Origin of the sequence: Salinisphaera dokdonensis CL-ES53, from assembly GCF_040361215.1 — a bacterium.
In the GTDB taxonomy this organism is placed as follows: domain Bacteria; phylum Pseudomonadota; class Gammaproteobacteria; order Nevskiales; family Salinisphaeraceae; genus Salinisphaera; species Salinisphaera dokdonensis.
Window position 1 is genome coordinate 406093 of sequence record NZ_APND01000001.1, and the last position, 26088, is coordinate 432180.

The 26088-nt window shown below is 63.1% G+C and carries 24 protein-coding genes; 14 read left to right on the top strand and 10 right to left on the bottom strand.

Annotated elements, in window-relative coordinates; genetic code table 11:
* Nucleotides 1-21 precede the first annotated feature (21 nt).
* Complete coding sequence (gene ilvB / locus SADO_RS01860; protein ID WP_353108731.1) at nucleotides 22-1863, top strand: biosynthetic-type acetolactate synthase large subunit; 1842 nt, start codon at nucleotides 22-24, stop codon at nucleotides 1861-1863.
* Between the two features lie 84 nt (nucleotides 1864-1947).
* Here ilvB and SADO_RS01865 read toward each other — a convergent pair whose 3' ends face one another.
* Complete coding sequence (locus SADO_RS01865; protein WP_353108732.1) at nucleotides 1948-2385, bottom strand: DUF8479 domain-containing protein; 438 nt, start codon at nucleotides 2383-2385, stop codon at nucleotides 1948-1950.
* 263 nt (nucleotides 2386-2648) lie between these two features.
* Here SADO_RS01865 and SADO_RS01870 point away from each other — a divergent pair, with 263 nt between their 5' ends.
* Nucleotides 2649-4022, top strand: coding sequence for a GntP family permease (locus SADO_RS01870; protein ID WP_353108733.1), 1374 nt, complete (start codon nucleotides 2649-2651; stop codon nucleotides 4020-4022).
* A 104-nt stretch (nucleotides 4023-4126) separates the two neighbouring features.
* The gene (locus SADO_RS01875; RefSeq protein WP_353108734.1) at nucleotides 4127-4879 is read left to right on the top strand and encodes a TVP38/TMEM64 family protein; all 753 of its coding nucleotides are present in this window, start codon (nucleotides 4127-4129) and stop codon (nucleotides 4877-4879) included.
* Between the two features lie 51 nt (nucleotides 4880-4930).
* Here the strand turns inward: SADO_RS01875 and map are convergent, their stop codons facing one another.
* From map to SADO_RS01890, 3 genes are all read right to left on the bottom strand, one after another.
* Complete coding sequence (gene map / locus SADO_RS01880) at nucleotides 4931-5695, bottom strand: type I methionyl aminopeptidase (RefSeq protein ID WP_353108736.1); 765 nt, start codon at nucleotides 5693-5695, stop codon at nucleotides 4931-4933.
* A gap of 188 nt (nucleotides 5696-5883) precedes the next feature.
* On the bottom strand, nucleotides 5884-7179 hold the full coding sequence (locus SADO_RS01885) for an ImmA/IrrE family metallo-endopeptidase (RefSeq protein ID WP_353108738.1): 1296 nt from the start codon (nucleotides 7177-7179) through the stop codon (nucleotides 5884-5886).
* A gap of 1025 nt (nucleotides 7180-8204) precedes the next feature.
* The gene (locus SADO_RS01890; protein ID WP_353108739.1) at nucleotides 8205-8900 is read right to left on the bottom strand and encodes a glutathione binding-like protein; all 696 of its coding nucleotides are present in this window, start codon (nucleotides 8898-8900) and stop codon (nucleotides 8205-8207) included.
* 140 nt (nucleotides 8901-9040) lie between these two features.
* On the opposite strand from SADO_RS01890, the gene SADO_RS01895 reads away from it, so the two are divergent.
* Nucleotides 9041-9679, top strand: a complete 639-nt coding sequence (locus tag SADO_RS01895) for an SDR family oxidoreductase (protein WP_353108740.1) — start codon at nucleotides 9041-9043, stop codon at nucleotides 9677-9679.
* A complete protein-coding gene (locus SADO_RS01900) occupies nucleotides 9679-10362 on the top strand; it encodes a DNA-3-methyladenine glycosylase family protein (RefSeq protein ID WP_353108741.1) in 684 nt (227 codons plus the stop codon). The genes SADO_RS01895 and SADO_RS01900 overlap by 1 nt, the downstream gene beginning before the upstream one ends.
* 791 nt (nucleotides 10363-11153) lie before the next feature.
* Here the strand turns inward: SADO_RS01900 and SADO_RS01905 are convergent.
* From SADO_RS01905 to zwf, 4 genes are read right to left on the bottom strand one after another with little or no spacing between them, the layout of a single operon-like run.
* The gene (locus tag SADO_RS01905) at nucleotides 11154-11780 is read right to left on the bottom strand and encodes a bifunctional 4-hydroxy-2-oxoglutarate aldolase/2-dehydro-3-deoxy-phosphogluconate aldolase (protein WP_353108743.1); all 627 of its coding nucleotides are present in this window, start codon (nucleotides 11778-11780) and stop codon (nucleotides 11154-11156) included.
* Nucleotides 11777-13654 carry a phosphogluconate dehydratase gene (gene edd / locus SADO_RS01910; protein WP_353108745.1) on the bottom strand — a complete coding sequence of 626 codons (1878 nt, stop codon included), beginning with the start codon at nucleotides 13652-13654 and terminating at the stop codon, nucleotides 11777-11779. Before edd ends, SADO_RS01905 begins: the two co-directional genes overlap by 4 nt.
* A gap of 33 nt (nucleotides 13655-13687) precedes the next feature.
* Nucleotides 13688-14380, bottom strand: a complete 693-nt coding sequence (gene pgl / locus SADO_RS01915) for a 6-phosphogluconolactonase (RefSeq protein ID WP_353108747.1) — start codon at nucleotides 14378-14380, stop codon at nucleotides 13688-13690.
* A gap of 2 nt (nucleotides 14381-14382) precedes the next feature.
* Nucleotides 14383-15864 carry a glucose-6-phosphate dehydrogenase gene (zwf, locus tag SADO_RS01920; protein ID WP_353108749.1) on the bottom strand — a complete coding sequence of 494 codons (1482 nt, stop codon included), beginning with the start codon at nucleotides 15862-15864 and terminating at the stop codon, nucleotides 14383-14385.
* Between the two features lie 334 nt (nucleotides 15865-16198).
* Between zwf and SADO_RS01925 the strand changes: the two genes are divergently transcribed.
* Genes SADO_RS01925 through SADO_RS01935 form a run of 3 tightly spaced genes read left to right on the top strand, consistent with a single transcriptional unit; the run spans nucleotide 16199 to nucleotide 18942 of the window.
* Nucleotides 16199-17578, top strand: a complete 1380-nt coding sequence (locus tag SADO_RS01925) for a GntP family permease (protein WP_353108750.1) — start codon at nucleotides 16199-16201, stop codon at nucleotides 17576-17578.
* A gap of 25 nt (nucleotides 17579-17603) precedes the next feature.
* Complete coding sequence (locus SADO_RS01930; RefSeq protein WP_353108752.1) at nucleotides 17604-18374, top strand: SDR family oxidoreductase; 771 nt, start codon at nucleotides 17604-17606, stop codon at nucleotides 18372-18374.
* Between the two features lie 19 nt (nucleotides 18375-18393).
* Entirely contained in the window at nucleotides 18394-18942 is a 549-nt protein-coding gene (locus SADO_RS01935) for a gluconokinase (protein WP_353108754.1), read from the top strand.
* Between the two features lie 45 nt (nucleotides 18943-18987).
* Here the strand turns inward: SADO_RS01935 and SADO_RS01940 are convergent, their stop codons facing one another.
* Both SADO_RS01940 and SADO_RS01945 read right to left on the bottom strand, forming a co-directional pair.
* On the bottom strand, nucleotides 18988-19989 hold the full coding sequence (locus SADO_RS01940; RefSeq protein WP_353108756.1) for an NAD(P)H-quinone oxidoreductase: 1002 nt from the start codon (nucleotides 19987-19989) through the stop codon (nucleotides 18988-18990).
* A gap of 76 nt (nucleotides 19990-20065) precedes the next feature.
* Complete coding sequence (locus SADO_RS01945; protein WP_353108758.1) at nucleotides 20066-20386, bottom strand: DMT family transporter; 321 nt, start codon at nucleotides 20384-20386, stop codon at nucleotides 20066-20068.
* Nucleotides 20387-20557: 171 nt separating this feature from the next.
* On the opposite strand from SADO_RS01945, the gene SADO_RS01950 reads away from it, so the two are divergent.
* The 6 genes from SADO_RS01950 to SADO_RS01975 all read left to right on the top strand — a co-directional run bounded on the left by SADO_RS01950 (nucleotide 20558) and on the right by SADO_RS01975 (nucleotide 26004).
* Nucleotides 20558-21016, top strand: a complete 459-nt coding sequence (locus tag SADO_RS01950) for an RT0821/Lpp0805 family surface protein (protein ID WP_353108760.1) — start codon at nucleotides 20558-20560, stop codon at nucleotides 21014-21016.
* Nucleotides 21017-21083: 67 nt separating this feature from the next.
* Nucleotides 21084-21533, top strand: coding sequence for an acyl-CoA thioesterase (locus SADO_RS01955; protein ID WP_353108761.1), 450 nt, complete (start codon nucleotides 21084-21086; stop codon nucleotides 21531-21533).
* 6 nt (nucleotides 21534-21539) lie between these two features.
* Nucleotides 21540-23270, top strand: coding sequence for a CocE/NonD family hydrolase (locus tag SADO_RS01960; protein WP_353108763.1), 1731 nt, complete (start codon nucleotides 21540-21542; stop codon nucleotides 23268-23270).
* Between the two features lie 60 nt (nucleotides 23271-23330).
* Entirely contained in the window at nucleotides 23331-24110 is a 780-nt protein-coding gene (locus SADO_RS01965; protein ID WP_353108765.1) for a DUF1295 domain-containing protein, read from the top strand.
* Between the two features lie 27 nt (nucleotides 24111-24137).
* Complete coding sequence (locus SADO_RS01970; RefSeq protein WP_353108766.1) at nucleotides 24138-25187, top strand: SAM-dependent methyltransferase; 1050 nt, start codon at nucleotides 24138-24140, stop codon at nucleotides 25185-25187.
* Between the two features lie 16 nt (nucleotides 25188-25203).
* Complete coding sequence (locus SADO_RS01975; protein ID WP_353108768.1) at nucleotides 25204-26004, top strand: hypothetical protein; 801 nt, start codon at nucleotides 25204-25206, stop codon at nucleotides 26002-26004.
* Nucleotides 26005-26088 lie beyond the last annotated feature (84 nt).

Here is a 26088-nt window from a genome sequence, read left to right on the forward strand (position 1 = left end):
ACGCCGTAACAGGGTGCAATCATGCGCAACGCCCAGTCCGCCGCCTCGACCGATCCTCATCCGCTCAGCGGAACCGTGCTTTCGGGCGCGGACACGATCGTACAGGTACTGGCCGACGAAGGCGTCGACACCATTTTCGGCTATTCCGGCGGCGCTATCCTGCCGACCTACGACGCGATCTTCCGCTACAACGAAGACAATCACGACCGCATGCCGCTGATCGTGCCCGCCAACGAGCAGGGCGCGGGCTTCATGGCGGCCGGCTATGCGCGCGCGGCCGGCAAGGTCGGCGTAGCGATGGTCACGTCCGGCCCGGGCGCGACCAACTGTGTGACGCCCGTGCGCGACTGCATGGCCGATTCCGTGCCGATCGTGCTCATCTGTGGCCAGGTTGCGCGTGCCGCCGTCGGCACCGACGCATTCCAGGAAGCGCCGGTCTCCAACATCATGAGCAGTGCAGCCAAGCATGTGTTCATGGTCACCGACCCGGACAAGCTCGAAGCCACAGTGCGCACGGCCTTCGAGATCGCGCGCTCCGGCCGTCCCGGTCCGGTCGTGATCGACGTGCCCAAGGACGTGCAGAACTGGGAAGGCGCTTTCCAGGGTTCCGGCCTGCTGCCGGTGCCCGGCTATCGCCAGCGTATGCGGGCCCTGCGCGAGAACAAGCTCACCGACGACAAGTGCGCCGAACTGTTCGCCCTGCTCGCCGAGAGCAAGCGCCCGCTCATCTATGCCGGTGGCGGCGTGATCAACGCCGATGCCGCGCGCGAGCTGGCGGCCTTCGCCCAGGCGTTCGGCATCCCGGTGGTGACCACGTTGATGGGCATCGGCGCGTTCGACACCACCGACACGCTGTCGCTGCACATGCTCGGCATGCACGGCACCGCGTTTGCCAACTACGCGGTCGAGGACTGCGACATGCTCATCGCGGTCGGCGCGCGTTTTGACGACCGTGTGGCCGGCGTGCCCGAGAAGTTCGCGCCCAACGCGAAGTCGCTCGTGCATTTCGATGCCGACGCCTCCGAGATCAACAAGGTCAAGGCAGTGGAATGGCACCACGTCGGCCTGTTCTCGCAGTCGCTGTCGCGCGTACTGGCCTACGGCCGCGAACAGGGTTTCTCGGCCGACTACGCCGAATGGCATGAGCACGTGAAAGCGCTCAAGCGCGACTACGCGATGGGCTATGCGCAGGACACGGCCATGATCCAGCCTTATGCGGTGATCGAGGAGATCAACCGTCATACCGAGGGCAAGGCGGTGATCGCCACCGGCGTCGGCCAGCATCAGATGTGGGCCGCGCAGTATTTCGACTTCTGCGAACCGCGCCTGTGGCTGACCTCCGGCTCCATGGGCACGATGGGCTTCGGCCTGCCGGCCGCCATCGGCGCTGCATTCGCGCGGCGCGACAAGCTGGTCATCGATATCGACGGCGACGCCTCGATCCGCATGAACATCGGCGAGCTGGAAACCGTGACCACCTACAACCTGCCGGTGAAGGTCGTCGTGCTCAATAACAACGGCGACGGCATGGTCAAGCAGTGGCAGAAGCTGTTCTTCAAGGGCCGCCTGTCCGCGTCGGACAAGTCGCTGCACAAGAAGGACTTCATCAAGGCCGCCGAGGCCGACGGCTTCGAATACGCCGCACGCCTGCGCGATCCGGCCGACATGGAACGCGTGGTCAAGGAATTCCTGGAATTCCGTGGCCCGGCCTTCCTCGAGGTGATGATCGACCCCGACGCCGGCGTCTATCCGATGGTCGGCCCCGGCAAGGGTTATCGGGAGATGATCACCGGCGACCACATCAACAATCGCTACGACCCGTCCGGCGGCGAGCGCGAGATCGATGCGTCGGAGATGTTCTAGTCAGGGTTTTCGAACGACGCTAGACGAAAAAAGGCGGGGCCGATCGGCCCCGCCTTTTTTATGCGTGTTCGCCTACGGTCTTGTTCAGACGTCGCAGTCGGCGCGCGCGACGCCGATATCGCCCAGCGCCGTGCCGTCGTCCAGCTGATACCGGTAGGCCACACGAAAGTCTTTCTGCAGCATCCGCCGCAGCCGGCCTTTAGCGCAGATGATCTGCTGAATACCGGACCCGTACTGCGACATGAAATTCTGCGTATCGAGGGTGTCCGCGAGCGGCGGCAGCAGCGTGTAGTTGAACTGCAGCGTCTCGCCGTCGACCGAGGTGCTGTCCAGGCGCGTGCTTTCATCCACTTTCGTGGGCAGGTCCGTGTTGATCTGGGCCGACACCTTGTCGAGGAAGGCGGTGCGATCCTCGGTCGATTCACCGACGAAGTACGGCGCCACGACATACCCGATCAAGCCGAGCGCGAAGAGAAGCACCAGGCCGCCCACGACGGCGGCGAGTTTGGAAAGATTGCTCATGGTGGCGGACTGTCGCTCCTTCTACTGATCTGTTGGTTTCGCGGCACAACTCGGAGGCTGTAGCCGATCGACGACTCCGACTCTAGTCGTAAATGCGAGACGCGATCGGGTTGTATCCCGCAGGCTCTACGACCCAAGCAGAATCCACGCGCCCGCGTTTCATCGGCTGACCGCTGGTCAATCAACCAGTTGCCGCATGTTGGCAGCGATTCACCCGCTCGAACCGTCGAACGCCGGCCGCGCCGGACACAGGAAAATACACCATGGGCCTGATCGGCATCTTTCTTTCGCTCGCGCTTCTGATGTTTTTGGCGTATCGCGGGATCAGCGTACTGATTCTTGCGCCGCTGCTGGCCTTGCTGGCCACGCTGTTCGCCGGCGGGCTGCCAGTGCTGGCGACCTATACCCAGGTCTTCATGCCGGCGCTGGGTGATTACCTGGTCAAGTTCTTCCCGCTGTTCCTGCTCGGCGCGATCTTCGGCAAGCTCATGGCGGACTCGGGTTCCGCGCGCACCATCGCCGAATGGTTCACCGAAACGATGGGCGCCAAGCACGCGATCGCAGCCGTGGTGTTCGCCTGCGGCGTGCTCACCTATGGCGGCGTGTCGCTGTTCGTGGTCGCGTTTGCGGTCTACCCGATCGGCAATGAGCTGTTCCGACGCGCCGAGACGCCCAAGCGCCTGCTGCCGGCCGCGCTCGCGCTCGGCTCCTTCACCTTCACGATGACCGCGTTCCCCGGCACGCCGGCGATCCAGAACGCGATCCCCATGCCCTACTTCAACACCACGCCGTTCGCCGCGCCGATCTTCGGCACGCTGGCCGGGCTGGGCATGCTGATATTCGGCACCCTCTGGCTGAACCGCCGCCGTGCGCGTGCGGCGGCCAACGGTGAAGGTTACGGGCAACACGAACCCACCGATTCCGACGCCCAGACCCGGCCCGCTACGCTGCCGCCGATCTGGCGCGCACTGCTGCCGGTCGTGGCCGTGATCGCGCTCAATGCGCTGTTCACCTACCTCGTCATTCCCTGGATGGACACCAGCTATCTAAGCCAGGAGGACTACGGCGGCGCTGAAATCGGCGACGTGCGCGGCATCTGGGCCATCATCGCCTCGCTGGTTTTCGCCATCGCGCTGGTCACGGCGCTGAACTGGCCGCGCTTCGACGATCTCAAGCAGAGCTTCAACCGCGGCACGCTCGGTTCGCTGCTGCCGGTGTTCAACACGGCTTCCGAGGTCGGCTATGGCGCAGTGATCGCATCGCTTCCGGCATTCATGGTGATACGCGACGCGGTGCTCGGTATTTCCAGCAACCCGCTGCTGTCATCCGCGGTGGCGACTAACGTGCTTGCCGGCATCACCGGCTCGGCCTCCGGCGGCATGTCGATCGCGCTGGAAACACTCGGCGGCGAATTCATGAGCCGTGCCCAGGCCGCCGGCATCGATCCCGAAATCATGCACCGCGTGGTCGCGCTGTCGTCCGGCGGCTTCGACGCCCTACCGCACAACGGCGCGGTCATCACCCTGCTTGCCATCACGGGGCTTACCCATCGGCAGAGCTATGCAGATATCTTCGTCGTCGCGGTGCTGATTCCGTTCAGCCTGACGCTGCTGGTGATTCTGGGGGCTTCGATATAGCGATACTCGGCCGGCCACCCGCTGACCCACAACCGCTACACCGGCATACTCTCGCTCGGCCGCGTATTGCACGCGCCACGCATACCCCACCCGGCTGCGTTTCGATGCGCAAGCGCTGCGCGCCCCGCCGCGAGGAACATCGTTTGTCGAACAAGACCCTGCTCCGGCTGGCCCTGCTTGCCGTCGCCCTACTCATCTTCGTGCTCGGCTCGACCGTTTTCGATATCGGGCAGTTGTTCCAGGCGACCCGCAGCCAGTTCGAATCCCTGGGCTGGGCCGGCCCGGTACTGTTCGCGCTGATCTACGGCGCGCTGGGCGCACTCGCCGCGCCCACCGGTCTGGTCGAACTGATCGCGGGCGCGATCTTCGGCTTCTGGACGGGCAGTGCGGCGGTCCTCGCGGGCGCCCTACTCGCTGCCAACGTGGGCTTCGTTTGCGGGCGCTGGCTCGCGCGCGACTGGGTGGCGAAGAAGCTGGACGGCAAACGCCTCGCGCAGCAGATCGAAGCCGCCGTGGAACAGCGCGGCTTCTGGATCACCGTGCTGATCCGCCTGTCGCCCGCCGTGCCGTTCAACCTCACCAGCTACGTGCTCGGTGCGAGCACGATCCGGTGGACGACCTTTATCGTCGCGTCGCTCCTCGGCATGTTGCCGATCAAGCTGTTTCTGATCTGGCTCGGCGCCAGCGGCCAGCACCTGCTGGGCGCGACCAAGCCCTCCGAATGGGGCGGCAACGAATGGCTGCTCTACGGCGGTGGGTTGGTCGCGACGATTGTGGTCGTCGTGCTGATCGGGTGGACCGTGGCGCGAACCAGTCAGCGCGTGCTTCGGGAAGCGGAAAAAGCGGAGAGTCGTTAGCGGTTCCGCGGCGAGCGAGCGCGCCGGCAGGAAATCGTACGTCCTTCCCCACTACGCATAGGCGGCGGCCTGCGAACGTGTCGCGATAATCGGCGCGCCATCGGTCACGATCACGGTGTGCTCGAACTGCGCCGAGCGGCTGTTCGGATCGCCCACCAGCGTCCAGCCATCGTCCATTTCCGACACGAACGTGCTGCGCGTCGACAGAAAAGGCTCCACGGCAATCACCTGCCCGTATTCCAGTCGGCGGCGATCCTTGCGATCGTAGAAACCGACAATGGCTTCCGGCTCTTCGTGCAGGGAGCGGCCCAGACCATGCCCGGCCAGATTCTCGATCACCTTGAGCCGATGCGATTTCGCCACCCGCTCGATCGCCTTGCCGATCCTGTTGATCCGCGCGCCCGCACGCACCTCGGCCAATGCGCGCTCAAGCGCCAGCTCCGTGGCCTGACATAGCGACGCTTTTTCCTGCGCCACCGGGGCAACAACGGTCGTACCGCCCGTATCAGCGAAATAGCCGTCACGCTCGGCGGACACATCGACGTTCACGATATCGCCCGCGCCGATCACCCGCGCGCCGGGCACGCCATGGGCGGCCTCTTCGTTCACGCTGATGCAGGTGAAGCCCGGGAAGTCATAGCATTTCATCGGTGCCGAGGTTGCGCCCAGGCGCGACAACATCTGACCGCCGACTTCATCGAGTTCGGCGGTTGTCATACCTGGTTCGATTGCGGCCAGCATGGCGTCGCGGATTTCGGCAACGATTCGGCCTATGGCCAGAATGCCGTCGAGATCGCGTTGGTTTTGGATGGTCATTGGAGTCTTTCAGGCGCTCGGAAGGACTCATGATACCGAGCGCGCTAGCCGGACGCCGTATACATGCACCGGGAGGCTGGGCATCGGCTTAGGGACCACAGTACGCGCTTGATTATTGTTGCTCCGAAACCACACCTCCGCCCACGCAGGTGCATCACCCGAGACCCGAACCTATATACAAATAAGGGTTAGTGCTTCGAAACTACTAATTCATTTAGGAAGCCGAGCTTCAATAGGCGCAACTTCACAACGCTTCTCGACACTTGAAACAGCCGCATAAGAGGTGCGGTCACCTTACAGAATGTTGCGATGTTGCAAGGTTGATGGTCGAGGTAAAGCAAACCATAGCCTCGATCGAATAGACCATGTAGCGAAACCTGTTTTAACAACTCCTCCTCGAATTGTTTTTTCGGCAACAGTAAACAAGATGCAAAATAGTTAGCCTGCCATTCCAGTCGCCGGATATCTCGCAGCTCCACGCCACCGGAGCTCTCAATCTCAATGTCTTCCTCATGGCACGTTTCACGCCTCATGAATTCGCGATGCCGCAAAGAAAAATGCCCCAACTCGTGGGCGAGGGTAAATCTCCCTCGCTCTGGCGTTGAAGCTTGATACGTGTCTATCGAAACTAAGTCTGGCTCGAACGATATCTGGCCAAGCACTCCAGTCTCGAGCCTCGAACCATGTTCAACCACAAGACCAAATCGCTTGCGGAACAAATGGCAGACTTCATTTAATGGTACGGAGCCGGTCTCGTAATTGACTTCCGTCAGAAGATGGAGTGCGACTTGTTCGATTTGCCCCTCATGTAAATAAGGAACAAACGGCTTAAGATCTGTAGTCGCTTTCTCAACATGCGAGAGAGCATCAAGGGTAGCGGAGCTCGCTGAAAACTTAGCCAGGGATTGAAAAAACTCTCTTAAAGAGACCGTGTAGGCTCCACCCACATAGCCGTAAAAATCGAAATATTTGCTTTTATAGTCTTTATCGCGGAGAGCTTGATAAATACTGGATTTATCGAAAGACCCAAATTTAGCTAAAGCCATACTGGAAGGCGAACGTGTCAGAACCCATTCGCGGTCGTCGTCGCCGAAATAGCGCAATAGACCTATACCCTTGGATTTAGCGAATTCAAACGATCCTTCTTGATAAAAACTTTCTGAAAGCACGATCCCTTTGCAGTTGGCACCCGAGACCTGTTGTATTTTAGAAAAAAACTCTTCCACATCGTCCACAGGAATGCTGTGGCCGTAATTTTTGCACTCAAACAGGAATAACAGTGAGTAACGATCCTCGCCCGCCAACGTTACCTCAACGGAAATATCGAATACTATGTTTTTCTTCCGGTCTCTAGAGTAGTAGCCCTTTTTTCTGAATATTTCGCAGTATTCTTTCTTTGCGAAAAAGCGATCTTCTGCGATCTGTTTTTTAATATCAGAAAAGGCGCGATCTTCGAGCCGATCTCCCTTCTTGGTCGTATTCATGATCTCAGAAAAGCAACAGGGTCAGAACCGATTGAGCCATAGAGAGAGGTCAAAAGAGATTTGATTGGATCTCGCATTCTAAGTCACAGCTGCTCTCTTGATCGTCACACCACTCTTTTATCAAATGTGACACTGTCTGGATAGGCGACGGTGATAGCCGGTAACACGCGCCGGATATAAACTAGGTTAAAAAACAATCGACTTAGTTTGTGAGCGTTGAATTGCGCATCCAGGCGAATTCAACTTGGGGTTTCGCACTGCTGTGCGAGTGTCTTTTATTTGCTTGTCCAAATAAAAGACACCAAAACAAAAGACACCCCGTCTTGCGCCGATGCTTCGCATCGGTGCCCTGCGCTGCTCGCCCGGCCGGGCGCAGCCGGAACTCGCTGCGCTCAAACATCCGGCTGCTTGATCCCGGCCGCGCTCCGCTGCTCGGCGCTACACCCAAGGGGCCCAAATACAGGCAGGCTCGCTTTCGCTCGCTGGAGGTAGCGTCGCTACTTCTGTAGCTCGGATTAGCCGGAGGCGCAATCCGGCGGAAACGCGGACAAGCGCCCTCATTCCGGCTGCGTAGTTGCGCCGTCCTTACGCCCCGAACCGCGGTGCCTGTATTCGGGCCCCGTTGCACGGCGACGGAGACACGTAGTGGCGACGGGGGTCCGGCGCACTGCGCCGGTGCGTACAGCATGTCTGAGGATCGCCCAAGCGATCCGAGTTCTGTACGCATCCCGTCGCCGCTGCGTGTCGGAGGGCACCGGCGCAGCCGGCGCTGTGCCCGGGTGTCTTTTTGTTTGCTTACTTTCTTTTGGACAAGCAAAAGAAAGTGAGTCGCACAGCAGTGCGAAACAAAAGGCGCGACTGACTGGTGAGCCGAGATAGCCGCGTACCTAAAGCACCAATTCGTCTACACCCACAGCAATTCTCAAGCCATAAAAAAAGCCGGTTTCCATTAAGTGAAAACCGGCTTCCAGGCTTTTCTGACATCGAAAGCGAGGCCGGTCAGCCCGTCCCCTTAACGAAACAGATCAACGCTTCTCGTACTGCTTGTTACCAAACATATTCTCCAAAGCATCCTTGTCCTTGCTGAGATCCGTGTGATGATCCGCCAGCACCTGCAAGCCCTTCTTCACGTTCTCACGGTCACCAATCATCTCGAACCAGCGGCGAACATTTGGATAATCGTCGATATTCACGCCCTGGGTTTCGGCGCTGCGCAGCCACGGCCAAGTCGCGATATCGGCGATGGAATAGTCGTTGCCGGCGAGGAATTTGAAGTCCGCCAGGCGACGATCCATGACCCCGTAAATACGGTTGGCTTCGTTCTCGTAACGCTTGACCGCGTACTCAATCTTCTCCGGCGCATACTTGTTGAAGTGATGCGCCTGGCCGAGCATCGGGCCGACGCTGGCCATCTGGAACATCAACCACTGCATGACATCGTTGCGCTTGACCGTATCGGTCGGCAGCAGACGGCCGGTCTTTTCGGCCAGATAGATCAGCATGGCGCCGGATTCGAACATCGAATACGGCTTGCCGTTGGGGCCGTCGTGATCGACCATTGCCGGAATCTTGTTGTTCGGGCTGATTCTTAAGAAGTCTTCGCCGAACTGGTCGCCCTTACCGATGTTGATCGGGTGCGCTTTATATTCCAGCCCGATTTCCTCGAGCATGATGTGGATCTTGTGCCCGTTGGGCGTGGTCCAGGTATAGAGATCGATCATTGATTGTCCTTCGCCGTAGAAAACGGTCGCTTGCAAATCGTTGACCCAACCTAAGGTTGTACGGTGCAGCAATGATTTCAACCGCTCGCGGCGATGCCGTGGGCCGCTCATACAAGCACAGCACGACAGGAAGGTCTGACATGAACGTATTGATCGTTGGATCCCACGGCAATATTGGCCAGCGTTTGGTACGCCAGATGGCCAAGAGCGCACATACCGCTCGCGCGATGGTTCGCGACGAATCTCAGCGTGACGAGATGCTCGCGCTCGGAGCCGCAGAGGTTGTGGTCGCCGATCTCGAAGGCGACGTGAGCGATGCGCTCGCCGGCTGCGATGCGGTGATCTTCACCGCAGGCTCCGGCGCGCATACCGGCCCGGAAAAGACTGAAGACGTGGATCGCAACGGCGCGATCTCGATTATCGACCAGGCCGAACGCGCGGGCGTACGCCGTTTTCTGCTGGTGTCGTCCATGAACGCGGACACGCCGGAGAAAGGCCCCGAGAAGATGCGCCACTACTTCGAGGCGAAGAAGGCCGCGGACGATCACCTGCGCGCGAGTGATCTGGAATACACGATCGTGCGCCCCGGCAAGCTGACCGACGAGGAAGCCACCGGCACCGCCGATATCGCCAAGGATCTGAACCGCTACGGCGAGGTCACACGTGAAGACGTGGCACACGCCCTGCTACTCACGCTGGATTCGCCGAGCACGATCGGCCAGCACTACGAGATGCTCGCCGGCGATACGCCGATCGAGAAGGCGTTGCGGGGCGTCTGATGGCTGATTCTTCCAAGCAGGAAGTGGGCACGGCCTACACCGCTGGCCGGGCCACGCCGCTGAGTTTTGACGCCGAAAAAGCCGTACACGAACTGAGCGCGGCCGATCCGGTGCTCGGCAAACTGATCGCACGCGTCGGCCCGTATTCACCGCAGACCGTGGCGGCGCCCGATGCGTTTCATGCGCTGATGCGCGCGATCGTCTATCAGCAGCTCTCCGGCAAGGCCGCGGGCACCATTCATCGGCGCGTGCTCGCCGCGCTCGACGGCGGCGATACGCCGGGTGCCGAACGCATTGCCGCAGCCGAGGACGCTACCCTGCGCGGTGCCGGGCTGTCGCAGAACAAGATGCTCAGCCTACAGGCGCTCGCCGCCGCACAGCTGGCCGGCGAACTGCCGGACGAATCGCGGCTCGACGATTACGACGACGCCGAACTGATCGAACGCTATTCCGCCATTCGCGGCATTGGCCGCTGGACAGTGGAGATGCTGCTGCTTTTCCATCTCGGCCGGCCGGACGTGATGCCTATTCACGATCTGGGCGTGCGCAAGGGTTATGCGATGACCTACGGGCGCGATGAGCTTCCCAAGCCGAAGCAGCTGGAACGCGAATGTGAGATCTGGCGGCCTTATCGGTCGGTGGGGAGTTGGTTTATGTGGCGGGCGACTGAGTTGGAAGATTGAGTCGCTCGCTGACGCGCTGAAACCGTAGTCGATCTAGTGCAGTCTTCGGTCCTGACTCGGCGGGTTCAAGCCACGAGTTCTTCGGCACTCACGAGTTTGTCGGCCCTTTCGTTTCGCACTGTTGTGCGACTCCCTTTCTTTTGCTTGTCCAAAAGAAAGGAAGCAAAGAAAAAGACACCCCGCACGGCGCCGGCGCGAAGCGCCGGTGCACTCCGATGCTCGCGACGAAGGGATGCGGCCAGAACTCGGATCGCTTTGGCGATCCTCAAACAGCTGGCCGCACCGGCGCAGTGCGCCGGACACCCTTCGCCGCTGCGCGTCTCCGTCGCCATGCGAAGGGGCCTGAATACAGGCGCCGCGGTTCAGAACGTCAGGCCAGCGCAACTACAGAGATGGATTGAGTGCGCCTGCCCGCGTTCCCGCTGGATCACGCCTCCGGCTAGTCCAAGCTAGAGAAATGGTGACGTGACCTTCCGCGAGCGACAGCGAGCCAGCCTGTATTGGGGCCCCTTGGACGTAGCGCCGAGCAGTGGAGGCCGAAAGCGGAAACAGACAGCCGGATGTTTGAGCGAAGCGAGTTTCCGGCTGGCCCGCTTGCGGCCGGAGCCGCGCAGGGCATCGGCGCAAAGCGCCGACGCAAGACAGGGTGTCTTTTGCTTTGGTTACTTTCATTTGGACAAGCAAATGAAAGTGACTCGCACATCAGTGCGAAACCCCAAGCTAAAATCAAGCGCCGCAGTCGATCACGATCCTCGCGGAGTGACGCCGCCCTCTTGTGTTACTCAAGAGCCCTACAAGGCAGCCGCCCGCTCGGCAGCCGCCCGAACAGCTTCCCAATCGCCAGCGTTCACAGCATCCGCCGAGACCAACCAACTCCCCCCCACACAGGGCACACAATCCAGAGCCAGATAATCATTGGCCGTGTCTTCCTTGATGCCGCCAGTCGGACAGAACACCAGATCGGGAAACACGCTTAAAAACGCCTTGATCGCGGCCGGCCCGCCCACGACCGAGGCTGGAAACAGCTTGGTCGCATCCACGCCCTGGCGTCTGAGATGCGCGATCTCGCTGACCGTCTGCGCGCCCGGCAAATAAGCCACATCGCGGGTCTGGGCAACGCCGTTCACCTCATCGGCGATGCCGGGCGAGACCATGAACTCGGCGCCTGCATCGATGGCCCGGGCCGCCTGGGCCGCAGTCCAGACCGTGCCGGCGCCGACACAGATACCGTCAACCTCGTTGGCGATCGCCTCGATCGCGGCCAGCCCGGCCTCGGTTCGCAGCGTGACCTCGATCACCCCGATACCGCCTGCGACCAGCGCACGGGCGATCTCGACGCCGGAGGCGGCGTCGGGCACGACCACGACCGGGATCACCGGCGCGATCGCCATCACGTCGCGTGTTTCGTTGTATCTCATTCGGCCGGCTCCTGCTCCGCGACCGTGGTGCGTGTTTCGGTCTCGGCCGGCTGGGCATCGAGCAGCGCACAGGCGCCCTCTTCGGCCGAGCCGACGTTGCGGCGGAATACCGCGAACAGCTCGCGGCCGAAGCCGAATTCGGTTTCCGGCTTATCCTCGAACGTGGTCGGCTCGCGCGCCTCGAGTTCAGCGTCGTCGACCTCGACGCGCAGCTTCCCGGCCTCGGCGTCCAACGCGATCATGTCGCCATCGCGAATGCGCCCGATCAGCCCGCCGAGGCGTGCTTCGGGCGTGATCTGGATCGCCGCCGGGATCTTGCCGGAAGCGCCAGACATGCGCCCATCGGTGATGAGCGCGACCTGATAGCCCTTGTCCTGCAGCACGCCGAGCGAGGGTGTGAGTTTGTGCAGCTCGGGCATGCCGTTGCCCCGCGGGCCCTGGTTGATGACCACGATCGCGGTGTCGCGTTCGAGTTCGCCGGCCTGATAGGCCTCGAGCACATGTTCCTGGCTCGGAAAGACCTTCGCCGGGGCATGGATGGTGCGGTGTTCTTTCTCGACCGCCGAAATCTTGATGATGCCGCGGCCAAGATTGCCGGTGAGCACGCGCAGCCCGCCGGTGGCCGCGAACGGTTCGGCCACGCCGCGCAGCACATCGGTATCGTGGCTTTCGCTCGCGCCTTCGCGCCAGACCAGCTCATCGCCGTCGAGAAACGGTTCCTGCGTGTAGCGATGCAGGCCGTCGCCGACCACGGTGGAGACATCGTCGTGCAGCAGACCGGCGGCGAGCAGTTCGCGAATCATGAACTGGATGCCGCCGGCCGCCGCGAAATGGTTCACGTCCGCCACGCCGTTGGGATAGACCCGCGCCATCAGCGGCACCACGGCCGAGATTTCGGCGAAATCGGTCCAGTCGATCTTCACCCCGGCAGCGCGCGCCATGGCGACGATATGCATGGTGTGGTTGGTGGAACCGCCCGAGGCGAGCAGGCCCACGATGCCGTTGATGACGGCTTTTTCGTCGACGATGCGCCCGATCGGCCGGTAGTTGTCGCCCATCGCCGAGAGGCCGACGACATGGGCGCCGGCCCGACGTGTGAGCGCATCGCGCAGCGGCGTGTTCGGGTTCACGAACGACGAGCCCGGCAGATGCAGGCCCATGAATTCCATCAACAGCTGGTTGGAATTGGCGGTGCCGTAAAAGGTGCAGGTGCCCGGCGAGTGATAGGACATGGACTCGGCCTTGAGCAGCTCGTCGCGGCCGATCTCACCGGCCGCGAAGCGTTGGCGCACCTGCGACTTGATCTTGTTCGACAGCCCCGAGGTCATCGGCCCGCCCGGCACGAACAACACCGGCAGATGGCCGAACGACAACGCGCCGATCATCAGCCCCGGCACGATCTTGTCGCATACGCCCAGGCACAGCGCGCCGTCGAACATGTTGTGGGTGAGCGCGATGGCGGTGGCCATGGCGATGTTGTCGCGCGAGAACAGCGACAGCTCCATGCCCGGCTGGCCCTGGGTGACGCCGTCGCACATCGCCGGCACGCCACCGGCGAACTGGGCGACGCCGCCGGCGGCCCAGGCGGCCTCCTTGATCAGCGGCGGGAAATCGCCAAGCGGCTGGTGTGCCGACAGCATCTCGTTGTAAGCGGAGACAATGGCGATATTCGGCCGCTTGCTGCCGGCCAGGGCGTCCTTGCCCGGCTTGTCTTCAACCGCGAAACCGTGGGCGAGATTGCCACATGACAACTCGCCGCGGTGCGGGCCGATACGCCGGGCGTGTTCGATCTTGGCCAGGTATTCGGCACGCGGCGCGCGACTGCGCGCGATGACGCGTTCGGTCACTTCGTCGATGACGGGATGCAGGCTCATTGCTTGTCGCTCCGGCGGGCAGGCCGCCCGCTTCTAGTCGGACCAGTAGACGTCGACGGGTACGTCATCCTGTTGGATCACGCCCCGTACGGGAAATTCGGTGGCCGGGCCGGGCCGGCAGGCCTTGTCGTATACGCGGCGCTTGTCGTCGCCGAAGAACAACAGATAAAGCGAACGCGTGGCCAGCAGGCGCTTCAAGCTCAAGCTGATACGGGCGGGCCCGTCGTCGTTCGGCCGATCGGGCACCACACAGTCGGCATCACTCGCCAAGCAGGCTTCTATATTCGACGCGTCCGGGAACAGCGACGCGGTATGGCCATCGTCGCCCATGCCGAGCACGACCGCATCGAACGGCCGCGGCAATTCTGCCAGCGCCGTATTCAGATCGGACAGGGCTTCGCCGGGCGTGGGCGCGTCGCGATACAGGCCGAACAGCCGGGCGGCGTTGCCCGGCCCGTACAGCAGATGCTGGCGCAGCGCGGCCTCGTTGCTGTCGGCGTGGTCGGACGACACCCAGCGTTCGTCGCTGGGCAGGACGGTCACCCGCGACCAGTCCAGCTCGATCAGCGCGAGGCGTTCGAACAGATCGATCGGCGACGAGCCGCCACTGAGCACGAGCGTTGCGCGGCCGTTCTTGGCGATGCCTTCACGCAGCCGTTCGGCCAACGCATCGGCGAGCGCCTGCGCGCAGGTGCCGCGGCTCGGGTATTCGTGCAATGCGGGCATGCTCATTCCGGCTGTGCCCAGCGGCGGTCGTCGCGGTCGAGCAGTACGAAGGAATCGGTCGGCCCCCAGCTGCCGGCCATGTATTCGTGGGTACGCACGCCGCGCGTATGCCAGCTGTCGATGATGCGATCGATCCAGCGCCAGGCGGATTCGATCTCGTCGCGGCGCATGAACAGCGCCGGGTTGCCGCGCAGCACTTCCATGAGCAGCCGCTCGTAGGCATCCGGATAGGTAACCGAAAACGCGTCCGGGAAATTGAGATTGAGCGGCAGCGAGCGCATACGGAATCCGCCCGGCCCCGGCTCCTTGGTCATCAGCGTGAGCTGCACGCCCTCTTCCGGCTGCAGGCTGAGCACGAGCCGATTCGGCGTGAGCGGCTGATCGCCGAAGATCGAATGCGGCACCGGTTTGAACTGGAACACGATCTCGGAAAGCTTGCGCGCCATGCGCTTGCCGGTGCGCAGATAGAACGGCGTACCGTTCCAGCGCCAGTTGTCGATCTCGGCCTTGATGGCGACGAAGGTTTCGGTGTCCTGTTCCGCCGTTTTCACCTCCGGGTCGTCGCCCTCTTCGCGATAGCCGGGCACCGGCTCGCCGCCGACGATACCGGCGGTATAGCGCCCGCGTACCGTAACGCGGTCGACCACCTCCGGCGTGATCGGCTTGAGCGCACGCAGCACCTTGATCTTTTCGTTGCGGATGTCGTCGTGGTCCATGCTCGCCGGTGGCTCCATGGCGACCATGCACAACAGCTGCAGCATATGGTTCTGGACCATGTCGCGCAGCGCGCCGGTGCGGTTGTAGAAATCGAAGCGCTGACCGACGCCGAGATTCTCGGCCACCGTGATCTGTACGTGATCCACGGCCCCACGCGCCCAGAGCGGCTCGAACAGGGAGTTGCCGAAACGCAGCGCCAGCACGTTCTGCACCGTCTCCTTGCCGAGATAATGATCGATGCGATAGATCTGCGATTCGGCGAACACCTCGCCGACGGCGTCATTGATCTCGCGCGCGGAATCGAAATCGTGGCCGACCGGCTTTTCCAGAACGATGCGCGAGCGCTCGTCGGTCAGCCCGGCCTGGGCGAGCTGGCCGGCGATGGTGCCGAACAGCGACGGTGAAGTGGCCAGATAGAACACGCGGTTGCGGCTGTGGGTGTCGTCGAGCTTGTCGCCCAACCCGGCCCAGCCGCTGTCATCCTGCATGTCGAGGCTGTAGTGGTACAGCCGCACGGCGAAGCGTTCCCAGACCGCGGGCTCGAGTTCCTTCGTGGTGAGCTGTTCCTTGAGCGCGTCGTGGACCCATTCGGCATAGGCCGCATCGTCCATCTCGCCGCGCGAGACGGCGATGATGCGGCTGTCGGCGCTGAACTGTTCGTCGCGATCGCGATGGAACAGCGCCGGCAGCAGCTTGCGCCGCGCCAGATCGCCGGTGCCGCCGAATATGAGCAGGTCGAAAGCATCGACGGGTACGAATTCAGCCATGGGCAGCGTGTTCCATGTCGTATGGCGTTGGCGTGCGCCCGGCGGCGCTGCCATGAGAGGCGGATTGCGTGATGACGATCCTCGCTTGAAAGAACGAACACTCGTTGAAGAAGCAAACAGCCTGCCATCGTTCGAGAGCAGGCGGCCGAATCAGGCGCGAAAACCGGCACCGCCGCCGCGAAAACCGACACAGGCTAAAGAAGTCTGTCGCTTTCACAATACACAGACTTTCGTCTCATGTAATCGCGTGTACACATCTGGGACGATGCCGACGTTCCGATGCGCGGGCGCTGCCCGTCTGCCCAGCCACCACAGTTTCTCAGGGAAGAACGCCATGGATCAGTGGTCGCAGACCCTGTCGGCCGGACCCCTTCTCGGCATCGCGATTGCCGCAATCGCGCTCCTTCTGGTCCTGGTCATCCGTTTCAACATGCACGCCTTTCTGGCCCTCGTGCTGGTCAGTCTGGCGACCGCGTTCGCGACCGGCATCCCGGCCGGCGAGATTGTCGATGTGCTGGTCGGCGGTTTCGGCGAGACGCTCGGCTCGGTCGCGCTGCTGGTCGGTTTCGGTGCGATGCTCGGCAAACTGGTGGAGCATTCCGGCGGCGCGCACGCGCTGGCCGAACGCATGGTTGCCACCTTTGGCGAGCAACGGGCCCCGTTCGCGCTCGGCCTGGCGTCGTTGTTCATGGGTTTTCCCATCTTCTTCGACGCCGGCCTGGTGGTGATGCTGCCGATCATCTTCGCGGTCGCGCGTCGCCTGGACGGGCCGGTGCTGCTCTATGGCCTGCCGGCTGCGGCGGCATTTTCGGTGATGCATGTATTCGTGCCGCCACATCCCGGGCCGGTCACGGCGATCGAACTCTACGGGGCCAATCCCGGCCTGGTGCTGCTGGTCGGCATCGTGATGGCGTTTCCGCTGTGGTATTTCAGCGGCTATCTCTGGGGCCGCTTCGCCGCCGCGCGCCACCCGTTCGGCATCGGCGCCGGTCTGTTCGGCCAGGTCGATACCGATCAGATCGAGAACCCGCCAGCGGTCTCCACGGTGATCGCGCTGCTGTTGTTGCCGCTGGTGCTGATCTTCATGAACACGAGCCTGCTGTTCGCGGCATCTGTCGGGATGATCGACGGCGAACAGGGCTGGGTGCAGCTGCTGGTGCTGTTCGGCAACACGCCGGTGGCGTTGCTGATTTCCGTTCTGGTCGCGTGCTATGTGCTGGGCTGGCGGCGTGGCGAGCACGGCAGCGCACTGGAGAAGATCCTCGACAATTCGCTCGGCCCGATCTGCTCGGTGGTACTGATCACCGGCGCCGGCGGCATGTTCGGCGGCGTGCTTGAAGCCTCCGGTATCGGCGATGCGCTGGCCGGATCGCTGGGCGATATCGGCCTGCCGGTGATCGTGGCCGCCTATATCGTCGCCGTGCTGGTAAGGCTCGCGCAGGGCTCGGCGACCGTGGCACTGGTGACCGCGGCCGGGTTGATGGCGCCGGCCGTGTCCGCCGGTGATTTCTCGGCCATGCAGGTGGTCGCCATCACGCTCGCGACCGCGGGCGGCTCGGTGTTTGCCGGCCACGTCAACGACTCGGGCTTCTGGCTGGTCGGGCGCCTTATGGGCATGGACGTCAAGACCACGCTCAAGACATGGACCGTGCAGCAGGCGCTCGAATCGATGCTGGCCTTCGTGTTCACCTACCTGCTGTTCGTTCTGTTCTGATCCACATTTTTCGGAGATCAATCCCATGGCCGACTCTCTGTTCGATATCGAAGGCCGGCTCGCGCTCGTGACCGGCTCGTCGCGCGGACTGGGCCACGCGCTCGCCAAAGGCCTGGCAGAGCGCGGCGCGCGGGTCGTGCTGCACGGCCGCGATGCCGACAAGCTGGCCGAGGTCGCGCGGGTCATGCAGGCGGTGACCAGCGGCGAGATCGGTTATGTCGCCTTCGACGTCACCGACGCCGCGGCCGTGAAGGCCGGTCTGGATGAAGTCGTGGCCGCCCACGGCCTACCCGATATCCTGGTCAACAACGCCGGTCTGCAGCGGCGCGCGCCGCTGGCCGAATTCGAAGCCGCCGACTGGGATGCGGTGATCGCGACCAACCTGTCGAGCGCGTTCTATATGGCCTCGACGCTGGCCCGGCGCATGAGCGAGCGCGGCTCGGGCAAGATCGTGAATATCGGCTCGGTACAGTCGAAGCTCGCGCGCGAAACCATCGCGCCCTATGCCGCGAGCAAGGGCGGCGTCGCGATGCTCACCTGCGGCATGGCGGCCGATCTGGCCCGTTACGGGATTCAGGTGAACTGTATCTCGCCCGGCTATTTCCAGACCGACATGAACACCCAGCTCTGGCAGGACGACGAATTCAACGCCTGGATCGAAAAACGCACGCCGGCTGCGCGCTGGGGGCGGATCGAGGAACTGGTGGGCACGCTGGTCTATCTGTGCAGCGATGCATCGAGCTTCGTGTCGGGCCAGAATATCTTTGTCGACGGCGGCATGACGTCCGTTGTCTGATACGCGCGCGGTGCAGGCCATGACACATAACGTCGCCGGTGATTCTCTCGGGCTCACGCGCTCGCGCCGCATCGTGGTGATGGGAGTCTCGGGCAGCGGCAAATCGACGCTCGGCGAAGCACTGGGCGCGCGCCTCGGCGTGCCTTATCTCGATGGCGATACCTACCACCCGCCGGCCAATATCGAGAAGATGGCCAACGGCGAGGCGCTGACCGATGCCGACCGCCATGGCTGGCTGCATACGCTTGCGGATCTGATCCGCAGCAGCCGTGAACACGACGACTCGCTGCTGATCGGCTGTTCGGCGCTCAAGCACCGCTATCGTGAACAGCTGCGCGGCGGCGATGAAGACCTGACATTTGTCTATCTGGACGGCAGTTACGAACTGATTCTGGCGCGCATGCAGGCGCGCGATCATTTCTTCTCGCCGGCCATGCTCAAGACCCAGTTCGAAACGCTGGAAGCGCCGGGCGACGACGAGGCCATCCGGGTAAGCATCGCGCCGCCGCTGGAGGGCGTGGTCGATACCTGCGTGCAGCGGCTCATCGCGGGGCACGGCGAGCGCTAGCTGGAAGGCGCCGGGCACAGGGCCCGGCACCCGATCAGGAGGGCGCTATTCGCGCACCAGCACCAGCTTGCCGGCGTGTTCGCCGGATTCCATCATGCGATGCGCCTCGACCGCCTGATCGAAGGCGAAGGCCTGGTCGACCATCGGCTTGAGCTTGCCGGCCTCGAACAGCGGCAGCAGGCGATCGTTGAACATCTTGGCGAGCATGATCTTGCGCTCCAGCGGCAGGCTGCGCATGGTCATGGCATTAATGCTCAGGCGACGCATGAGCAGCTTGCCCATATCGATTTCGCTCTTGCGACCGCCGATGAGGCCGACCTGGACCTGCCGGCCTTCGTCGCGCAGCGCGCTCATGTTGTCGTCCAGCGCCGGGCCACCGACGAAATCCATGATCACGTGGGCGCCGCCCGTCTGTTCGCGCACGGCCTTGGCCACGCCGGCGTCGCCGTCCTCGAGACCGATATCGAAGGCGCAGTCGAAACCGAGTGCCTTGAAGCGCTTGTCGAGCTCGTCGAGACGCGCCTGCTTGCGGCTCGTCGCAATACTGCGAGCGCCCAGCGCGTTGATCAGCTGCAGGCCGGCCTGACCGACGCCGGAGGTCGCGCCGCGTACCAGCGCCCACTGGCCCGCCGCGAGTTCGCCCACCAGAAACAATGCGCGATAGGCGGTGAGGAACGCTTCCGGCATGGCCGCGGCCTGCTCGAAGTCGTAGTGCGCGGGAATCGTGAGCGCTTCGTGCTCGTGGACGACGAGCTGCTCGGCATAGGAACCGCCGCCGATCAGGCCCATCACACGGTCGCCGACGGCACGGCTTTTCACTCGGTCACCCACGGCAGCCACGGTGCCCGCGTATTCGAGGCCGGGCCGACGCACGTCGTAGCCATGGGGCGGCGGGTAGCCGCCCTTGCGCTGCAGCACATCGGCCTGGTTGATGCCCACCGCGCGCACGTCGACCAGAATCTCGTCGGGGCCCGGCTCGGGCGTGTCGACGGTCTTGAGTTCGAGTGCTTCCGGCGCACCGGGTTTTTCTACCAGCCATGCACGCATGTTGTTCTCCTGGAATGGTTCGGGATGCCCGCATCCTCGCCCCCGGCCATGCCTGCTGGCAAGACGCCGGCGCCCACTAGCTGTGCGACAGGTTCAATCCGATCACGCCAATCAGCACCAGGGCGATGCAGCCGGCGCGCCAGAGCGTCATGGGCTCGTCGAAGAAGGACACGCCGATGAAAGTGATCAGCACGATGCCGAGCCCGGCCCAGATCGCATAGGCAATACTCACGTCGATGCGCTTGAGCGCGAGCGTGAGGCAGGCGAACGAGGCGAGATAGAACACCACGATGCCAAGCGACGGCCACAGCCGCGTGAAGCCGTCCGAAAGTTTCATGCACGTCGTGCCGGCGACTTCCAGCGTGACTGCGACAGCGAGTAGCCACCAACCCTGCATGCATCTCTCCCGGCACAACGAGCGATCGGCAAGGCTACGCCGCGGCGTTCGCGAAGGCCACCGGCCAGCCCGAGGCCACGTTCAGCCGCCAGCCATGATTTTGGTTACACTTGAGTGGAACGTTATTGATAGCGGACAGGTTTTTACAGCCTGCGACATCGGGAGAACATCATGACCAAGACTCTGAGTTTCATCAGCGCACTGGCGCTGTCAGTCGGGCTGCTCGGCGGCTGTGCGAACTGGAGTTCGGGCGACACCGGCACCGTGATCGGCGGCATCGCCGGCGGCGCCGCCGGCTCGCAGATCGGCAGTGGCAGCGGCACCACCATTGCGACCGTGGTCGGCACCCTCGCGGGTGCGGCGCTTGGCCGCCGGGTCGGCGACAACTTCGGTCAGCGTGACCGCCAGCAGTTCGGCACCGCACTGGAATCGAACCAGACCGGCAGCACCTCCAGCTGGACCAATCCGGATACCAACGACAACTATTCGGTCACGCCGACGAACACCTACAACAATGGCAACCAGCCGTGCCGCGAGTTCACCATGAACGCCAACGTGAACGGCAAGCCGGACAAGGTCCGAGGCACCGCCTGCCGCCAGTCCGACGGCACCTGGAAGGTTCAGTCGTAGACTGATAAAGATGCATGACAGGAAGCCGGGCACTGCCCGGCTTCTTTTTTGAACGAGAGCCAAAGCCATGTCCCGAGAATGCCCGCTTCGCACCGACTATCAGTGGTTCTGCGAGATGCCGACCCGCTGGATGGACAACGACGTCTACGGACACGTCAATAACGTCACCTACTATTCCTACTTCGATACCGTCGCCAACCGCTACCTGATCGAGGTCGGCGGGCTCGATATCCACAACGCGCCGGTGGTCGGCTTCGTGGTCGAGTCGCGCTGCCAATACCACGCGCCGGTCGCCTTCCCGGAAAAACTCGAGGCCGGGCTGGTGGTCAAGCATCTGGGCAATCGATCGACGACTTACGGCATCGGCATATTCAAGGCGGGCGAAGACGCCGCCGCCGCGCATGGCGACTTCGTGCATGTGTTCGTCGACCGCGCGACCAACCGCGCTGCGCCGATCCCCGAACCCCTGCGCGCCGCGCTTCAGGCGATCGCCCAACCCGACACGGATCAGAGCTAGCCGCCGATGAGCGCCGCTGCCCTGTCTGCGCGCGATTATCGCGCGACCGCCATCAACCCGAACGACGGCGTCGAGATCGCGCTGACCGTCATGCAGCCGGCATTGGCCGCCGGCGAGTACGCGCCGCTGATCCTGCACGGCCACGGCTTCGGCGGCGCGCGCCTGCGCAACCGCCACGAACGCTCGGTCTACGAAACGCTGTCGGGCGGCATTCTGCCGTCGACCGAAGCCGCGCGCCGCGCGGCTGACGCCGGCTATTTCGTGATCAGTTTCGACCAGCGCGGTTTTGGCGAATCCGGCGGCTGCGTGGAGATCATGGATCCGGCCATCGAAGGCGCGGATATCAGCGCGATTCTCGACTGGGCGATGCAGAACATGTCCGAGCGCGAGCGTCTGGCCTGCGACGACGGCGACCCGCTGGTCGGTGGGCTCGGCCTGTCCTACGGCGGCGGCTTTCAATTGATCGGCGCCTGCATGGACCCGCGCTTCGACGCCATCGTGCCGACCGCTACCTGGTACGACCTGCGTTACAGCCTGGCTCCGGACAACGTGGTGAAGACGGCCTGGGGCGCGGCCCTGGTCGCACTCGGCGTGCCGACGTCCGGCGTGCGCCTGGACCCGATGCTGTATCGCGCGCTGTTAGAAGGGCTGATTTCACCCTTGACCGGCCGTGGCCTGTCGCAGGCGATCACCGATCGGCTCTACAACAGCAGCCCGGTTTCATTCTACGACGGCGAGATCGCGCGTGATGGCGAGCGCGTGGCCGATCCGGATCGGCGCACCCCGAAGGTCGATGCGCTGCTCGTGCAGGGCGTGGGCGACACGCTGTTCAATCTCAACGAAGCGCTGCACAACGCCGAAGCCCTGCGTGCGGCGGGCAACGACGTGCAGCTGATTGCCATGCAGTACGGCCACAGTCTGCCGTTCCTGCAGGACATCGATCGTATCGCTTACCAGACCGACGCCGCGCTGCATATCGACGGCGAGACCTACGAAACCGCGGCGCTGGAACTCGCCTGGCTGGACTGGAAACTCAAGGGGCGCACGCCGGAACGGCCGATACCGCGGCATACGATCATCCTCGACGACGAAACCAGCCTGACGTTCGACACGCTCCCCGTGGGCACCGGCGATCATGGCCCGACGGTCGAATTCGCGGGCGAGGCCACCACCGGCGGGCTGGACCTGCTGCTGGGCATCCTGCGCCGCCAGAGCGTGTCGCGGCTGTGGTCGCTGGTCACTGGCACGGCGGCCAATGCGTTGAACGTGATCAAGCGCGTATTCGACAGTGAAAAACCGGCCAGCGGCGACGAAACCGCGCTGATCGCACGGCTGGTCAACGCCCTGCCCTCGGATCATCTCGACGAGCTGGCCAGCGGCGGCACGTTTCTTCCGCTGACCACCATCGAGCGCGATGACCAGGCGATCGCGGGCGTGCCGCATGCCGAGATCGAGGTCAGCGGCGACGATTCCAAGCCGATTGCCTTCGTGGGCATTGGTGTCCGTCGCAGCGCCGGCGGTGCGACGATCCTGCTCAATAAGCAGGTCCGGCCTATCCGCGGCGCGGGCCGCCGCAGCCTCGAGCTCAACGGCGTAAGCCATCGTCTGCATGCGGGCGACGAGCTGGGCCTGATGGTCTACGGCTATCATCCACAGTATCTGGCCAGCTTTTCGGCTATCCCCGGCCGAATCGCCGTGACCGGCCGCATCGCACTACCGATCTTCGACGTAAGCTGAGCCATGAGGCGCCTGCCGCGGGTGGTAGGCTGATTCGCTTTCTTTTTCGAAGGACATCCCATGACCCCGCTCGCCGCATTCGGCGTAGGCCTGGCCACGGCCGCCGTACTGCTCACCATCGTCTGGGTCATCCAACTGTTTACCCGCAATGCGGGGCTCGTGGACGCCGTCTGGTCGGCAGCTGTCGGCATCATCGCCGCAGAATATGCCCTGCTGGGCGACGCGCCGGCGGGCACCCGTATCCTGCTGGCCGCGCTGGCACTGGCCTGGTCGTTTCGACTGGCCAGCTATCTGGCCAAGCGCATGCGCGGCGCGCCGGAGGACTCGCGCTACGCCGCCGCGCGCGAGTCCTGGGGTGCCAAGGCCGATCTCTACATGTTCGGTTTCTTCCTGTTCCAGGCGCTGATCGCCTCGATTCTGTCGATCCCGTTTCTGGTGATCGCCTATATGCCGGAAGCGCCCTCGCTCGGCGTGGCACTCGCTGCAATCGCGGTATGGTTCGTATCGGTGGTCGGCGAAGGTACGGCCGATGCCCAACTGCATCGCTTCAAGCAGAAGCCGGAAAATCGCGGTCATGTCTGCGCCGAGGGGCTCTGGCGCTATTCACGGCACCCGAACTATTTCTTCGAATCGCTTCACTGGGTAACGTATGTTGTTCTGGCGATCGGCGCGCCGTACTGGTGGGCAACGCTGGCCAGCCCCGTGATCATGGCGTGGCTGTTGCTTCGGGTTTCGGGGATTCCGACGATCGAGAACAAACAGGCATCGGAAAAACGGCGCGGTCACGACGAGTATATGCGCCGCACCAGCGCCTTCATTCCCTGGCCGCCGAAAGATTGATTTCGAAGATAAAAGAGGACTGCGCACTTGGATAGCCTGCCGATTGAGATGTGCGAACGGGGCATGATCCCCGACCCGATCGCCCGTGCCGGCATGCGCCGCCTGATCGCCACCCGGCTGACCAGCCGCGAGGCGCTGGATTCCGAATGGCGCAGCAAACAGATGCGCCGTTTCATCGAGCGCGCATCAACCGGCCCGATCGCTCAGCACACGGAAGACGCCAACAGCCAGCATTACGAGCTGCCGCCGTCGTTCTTCGAGCACGTGCTCGGCTCGCACCGCAAGTACAGCGGCTGCCTGTTCGAGCCGGGTATCGAATCGCTCGACCAGGCCGAGCACGCCATGCTCGCGCTGTATGCCGAGCGCGCGCGCCTGCACGACGGCCAGCGTATTCTGGATCTGGGCTGCGGCTGGGGCTCCTTCGCGCTCTGGGCGGCCAAGCGTTATCCGAGCGCCAGCGTTCTGGCGGTATCGAACTCCAACGCCCAGCGTGCCGCGATCGAGCGCATGGCCGGCGAGCGCGGGATCAAGAACCTGACCGTCGAGACCTGCGACATCAACGCCTTCGACCCGGGCGAGCGCCAGTTCGACAGGATCGTGTCGGTCGAGATGTTCGAGCACATGCGCAATTACCGCGAGCTGTTCGCGCGTATCAATCGCTGGCTGGTCGACGACGGCCGCCTGTTCGTACACGTATTCGCACACAAGCTGCTCGCCTACGAATTCCAGGACGACGGCGAATACGACTGGATGGCGCGCCATTTCTTCACCGGCGGCGTCATGCCCAGCGAAAACCTGTTCGCGCGGTTCCAGAACGATCTAGTGCTGCACAACCAGTGGTGGCTGTCCGGCAACCACTATCGCGACACGTCCAACGCCTGGCTCGACCGCATGGACGCGGCCCGCGAACCGATCATGGCGATCTTCCGCGATACCTACGGCGCCGACGCCGAGCGCTGGTTTCATCGCTGGCGCATGTTCTTCATGGCCGTGGCCGAACTGTTCGGCTATGCCGACGGCAACGAATGGGGCGTCGCGCACTACGTGTTCCTGCCCCGTCGCGACGCCTCGTCGTGAAACTGGAGACCACCCGATGAAGACAACTCCTGTGCTGGCGCTGAGCGGCGCCCTTTTCATGCTTGCCGGCACGGCCTCCGTAGCCTTGGCCCAGGCCGACGACGTAAGCGGCTCGCGCTGTTTCAACGGCTATGCCTATACGCTGCAGGGCGGCGAATACCGCTACACCGAGCACCACGAGCAGCAGCGCAGCAACGGGAAGATCACGAGCTGGGACGTGGACTATGTCGGCACCGACGGCGAATCGATCGCGCAAAAGCATCTGGAGTTCGGTGCGAACGACACCGTACCGACCTACACACTGGAGATCCCGGCCGACGGCTACCGCGAAGGCATCCGCCGCGACGGCAACCAGTGGGTGATGTTCCGTCGCGACAACGCCGATGCGGAGGAAAAGACCAAGCCCTTCAGCATCGAGGAACCGATGGCCGCCGATTCCGGCTTCGACATGCTGGTACGCGAGAACTTCGACGCGCTGGTCGCCGGCGAAACGGTGCCCTTCAACTTCGCGGCCGCCGGACGTCAGGCGGTGGTAAAACTGCGTGCGAATCAGACCGGCACGACCCAGTTCGAAGGTAAAGAGGCCGTGGTCTTCGACGCCGAACTGGACATGTTCCTGGTGAACTTCTTCGTCGATTCGTTACAGCTCACCTATGACCCGGAGACCAAACGCCTGCTCGAGTATCGCGGCATCGGCAATATGCACAACGCCGCCGGCGACGTCTATCCGGTACGGGTGACCTATGCGAGCGAAATGCCGAACGAGGCGAAACAGGCCGGCGCCCCGGCTGCCGAGTGCGGCTCGAGCAACAGTTGATCTGCATAGCGCGCCACGCGCGCACAAAAAAGCCCGGCGCTCGCTGACGAGGCCGGGCTTTTTCGGTTCTGGCTATTCGGCCGC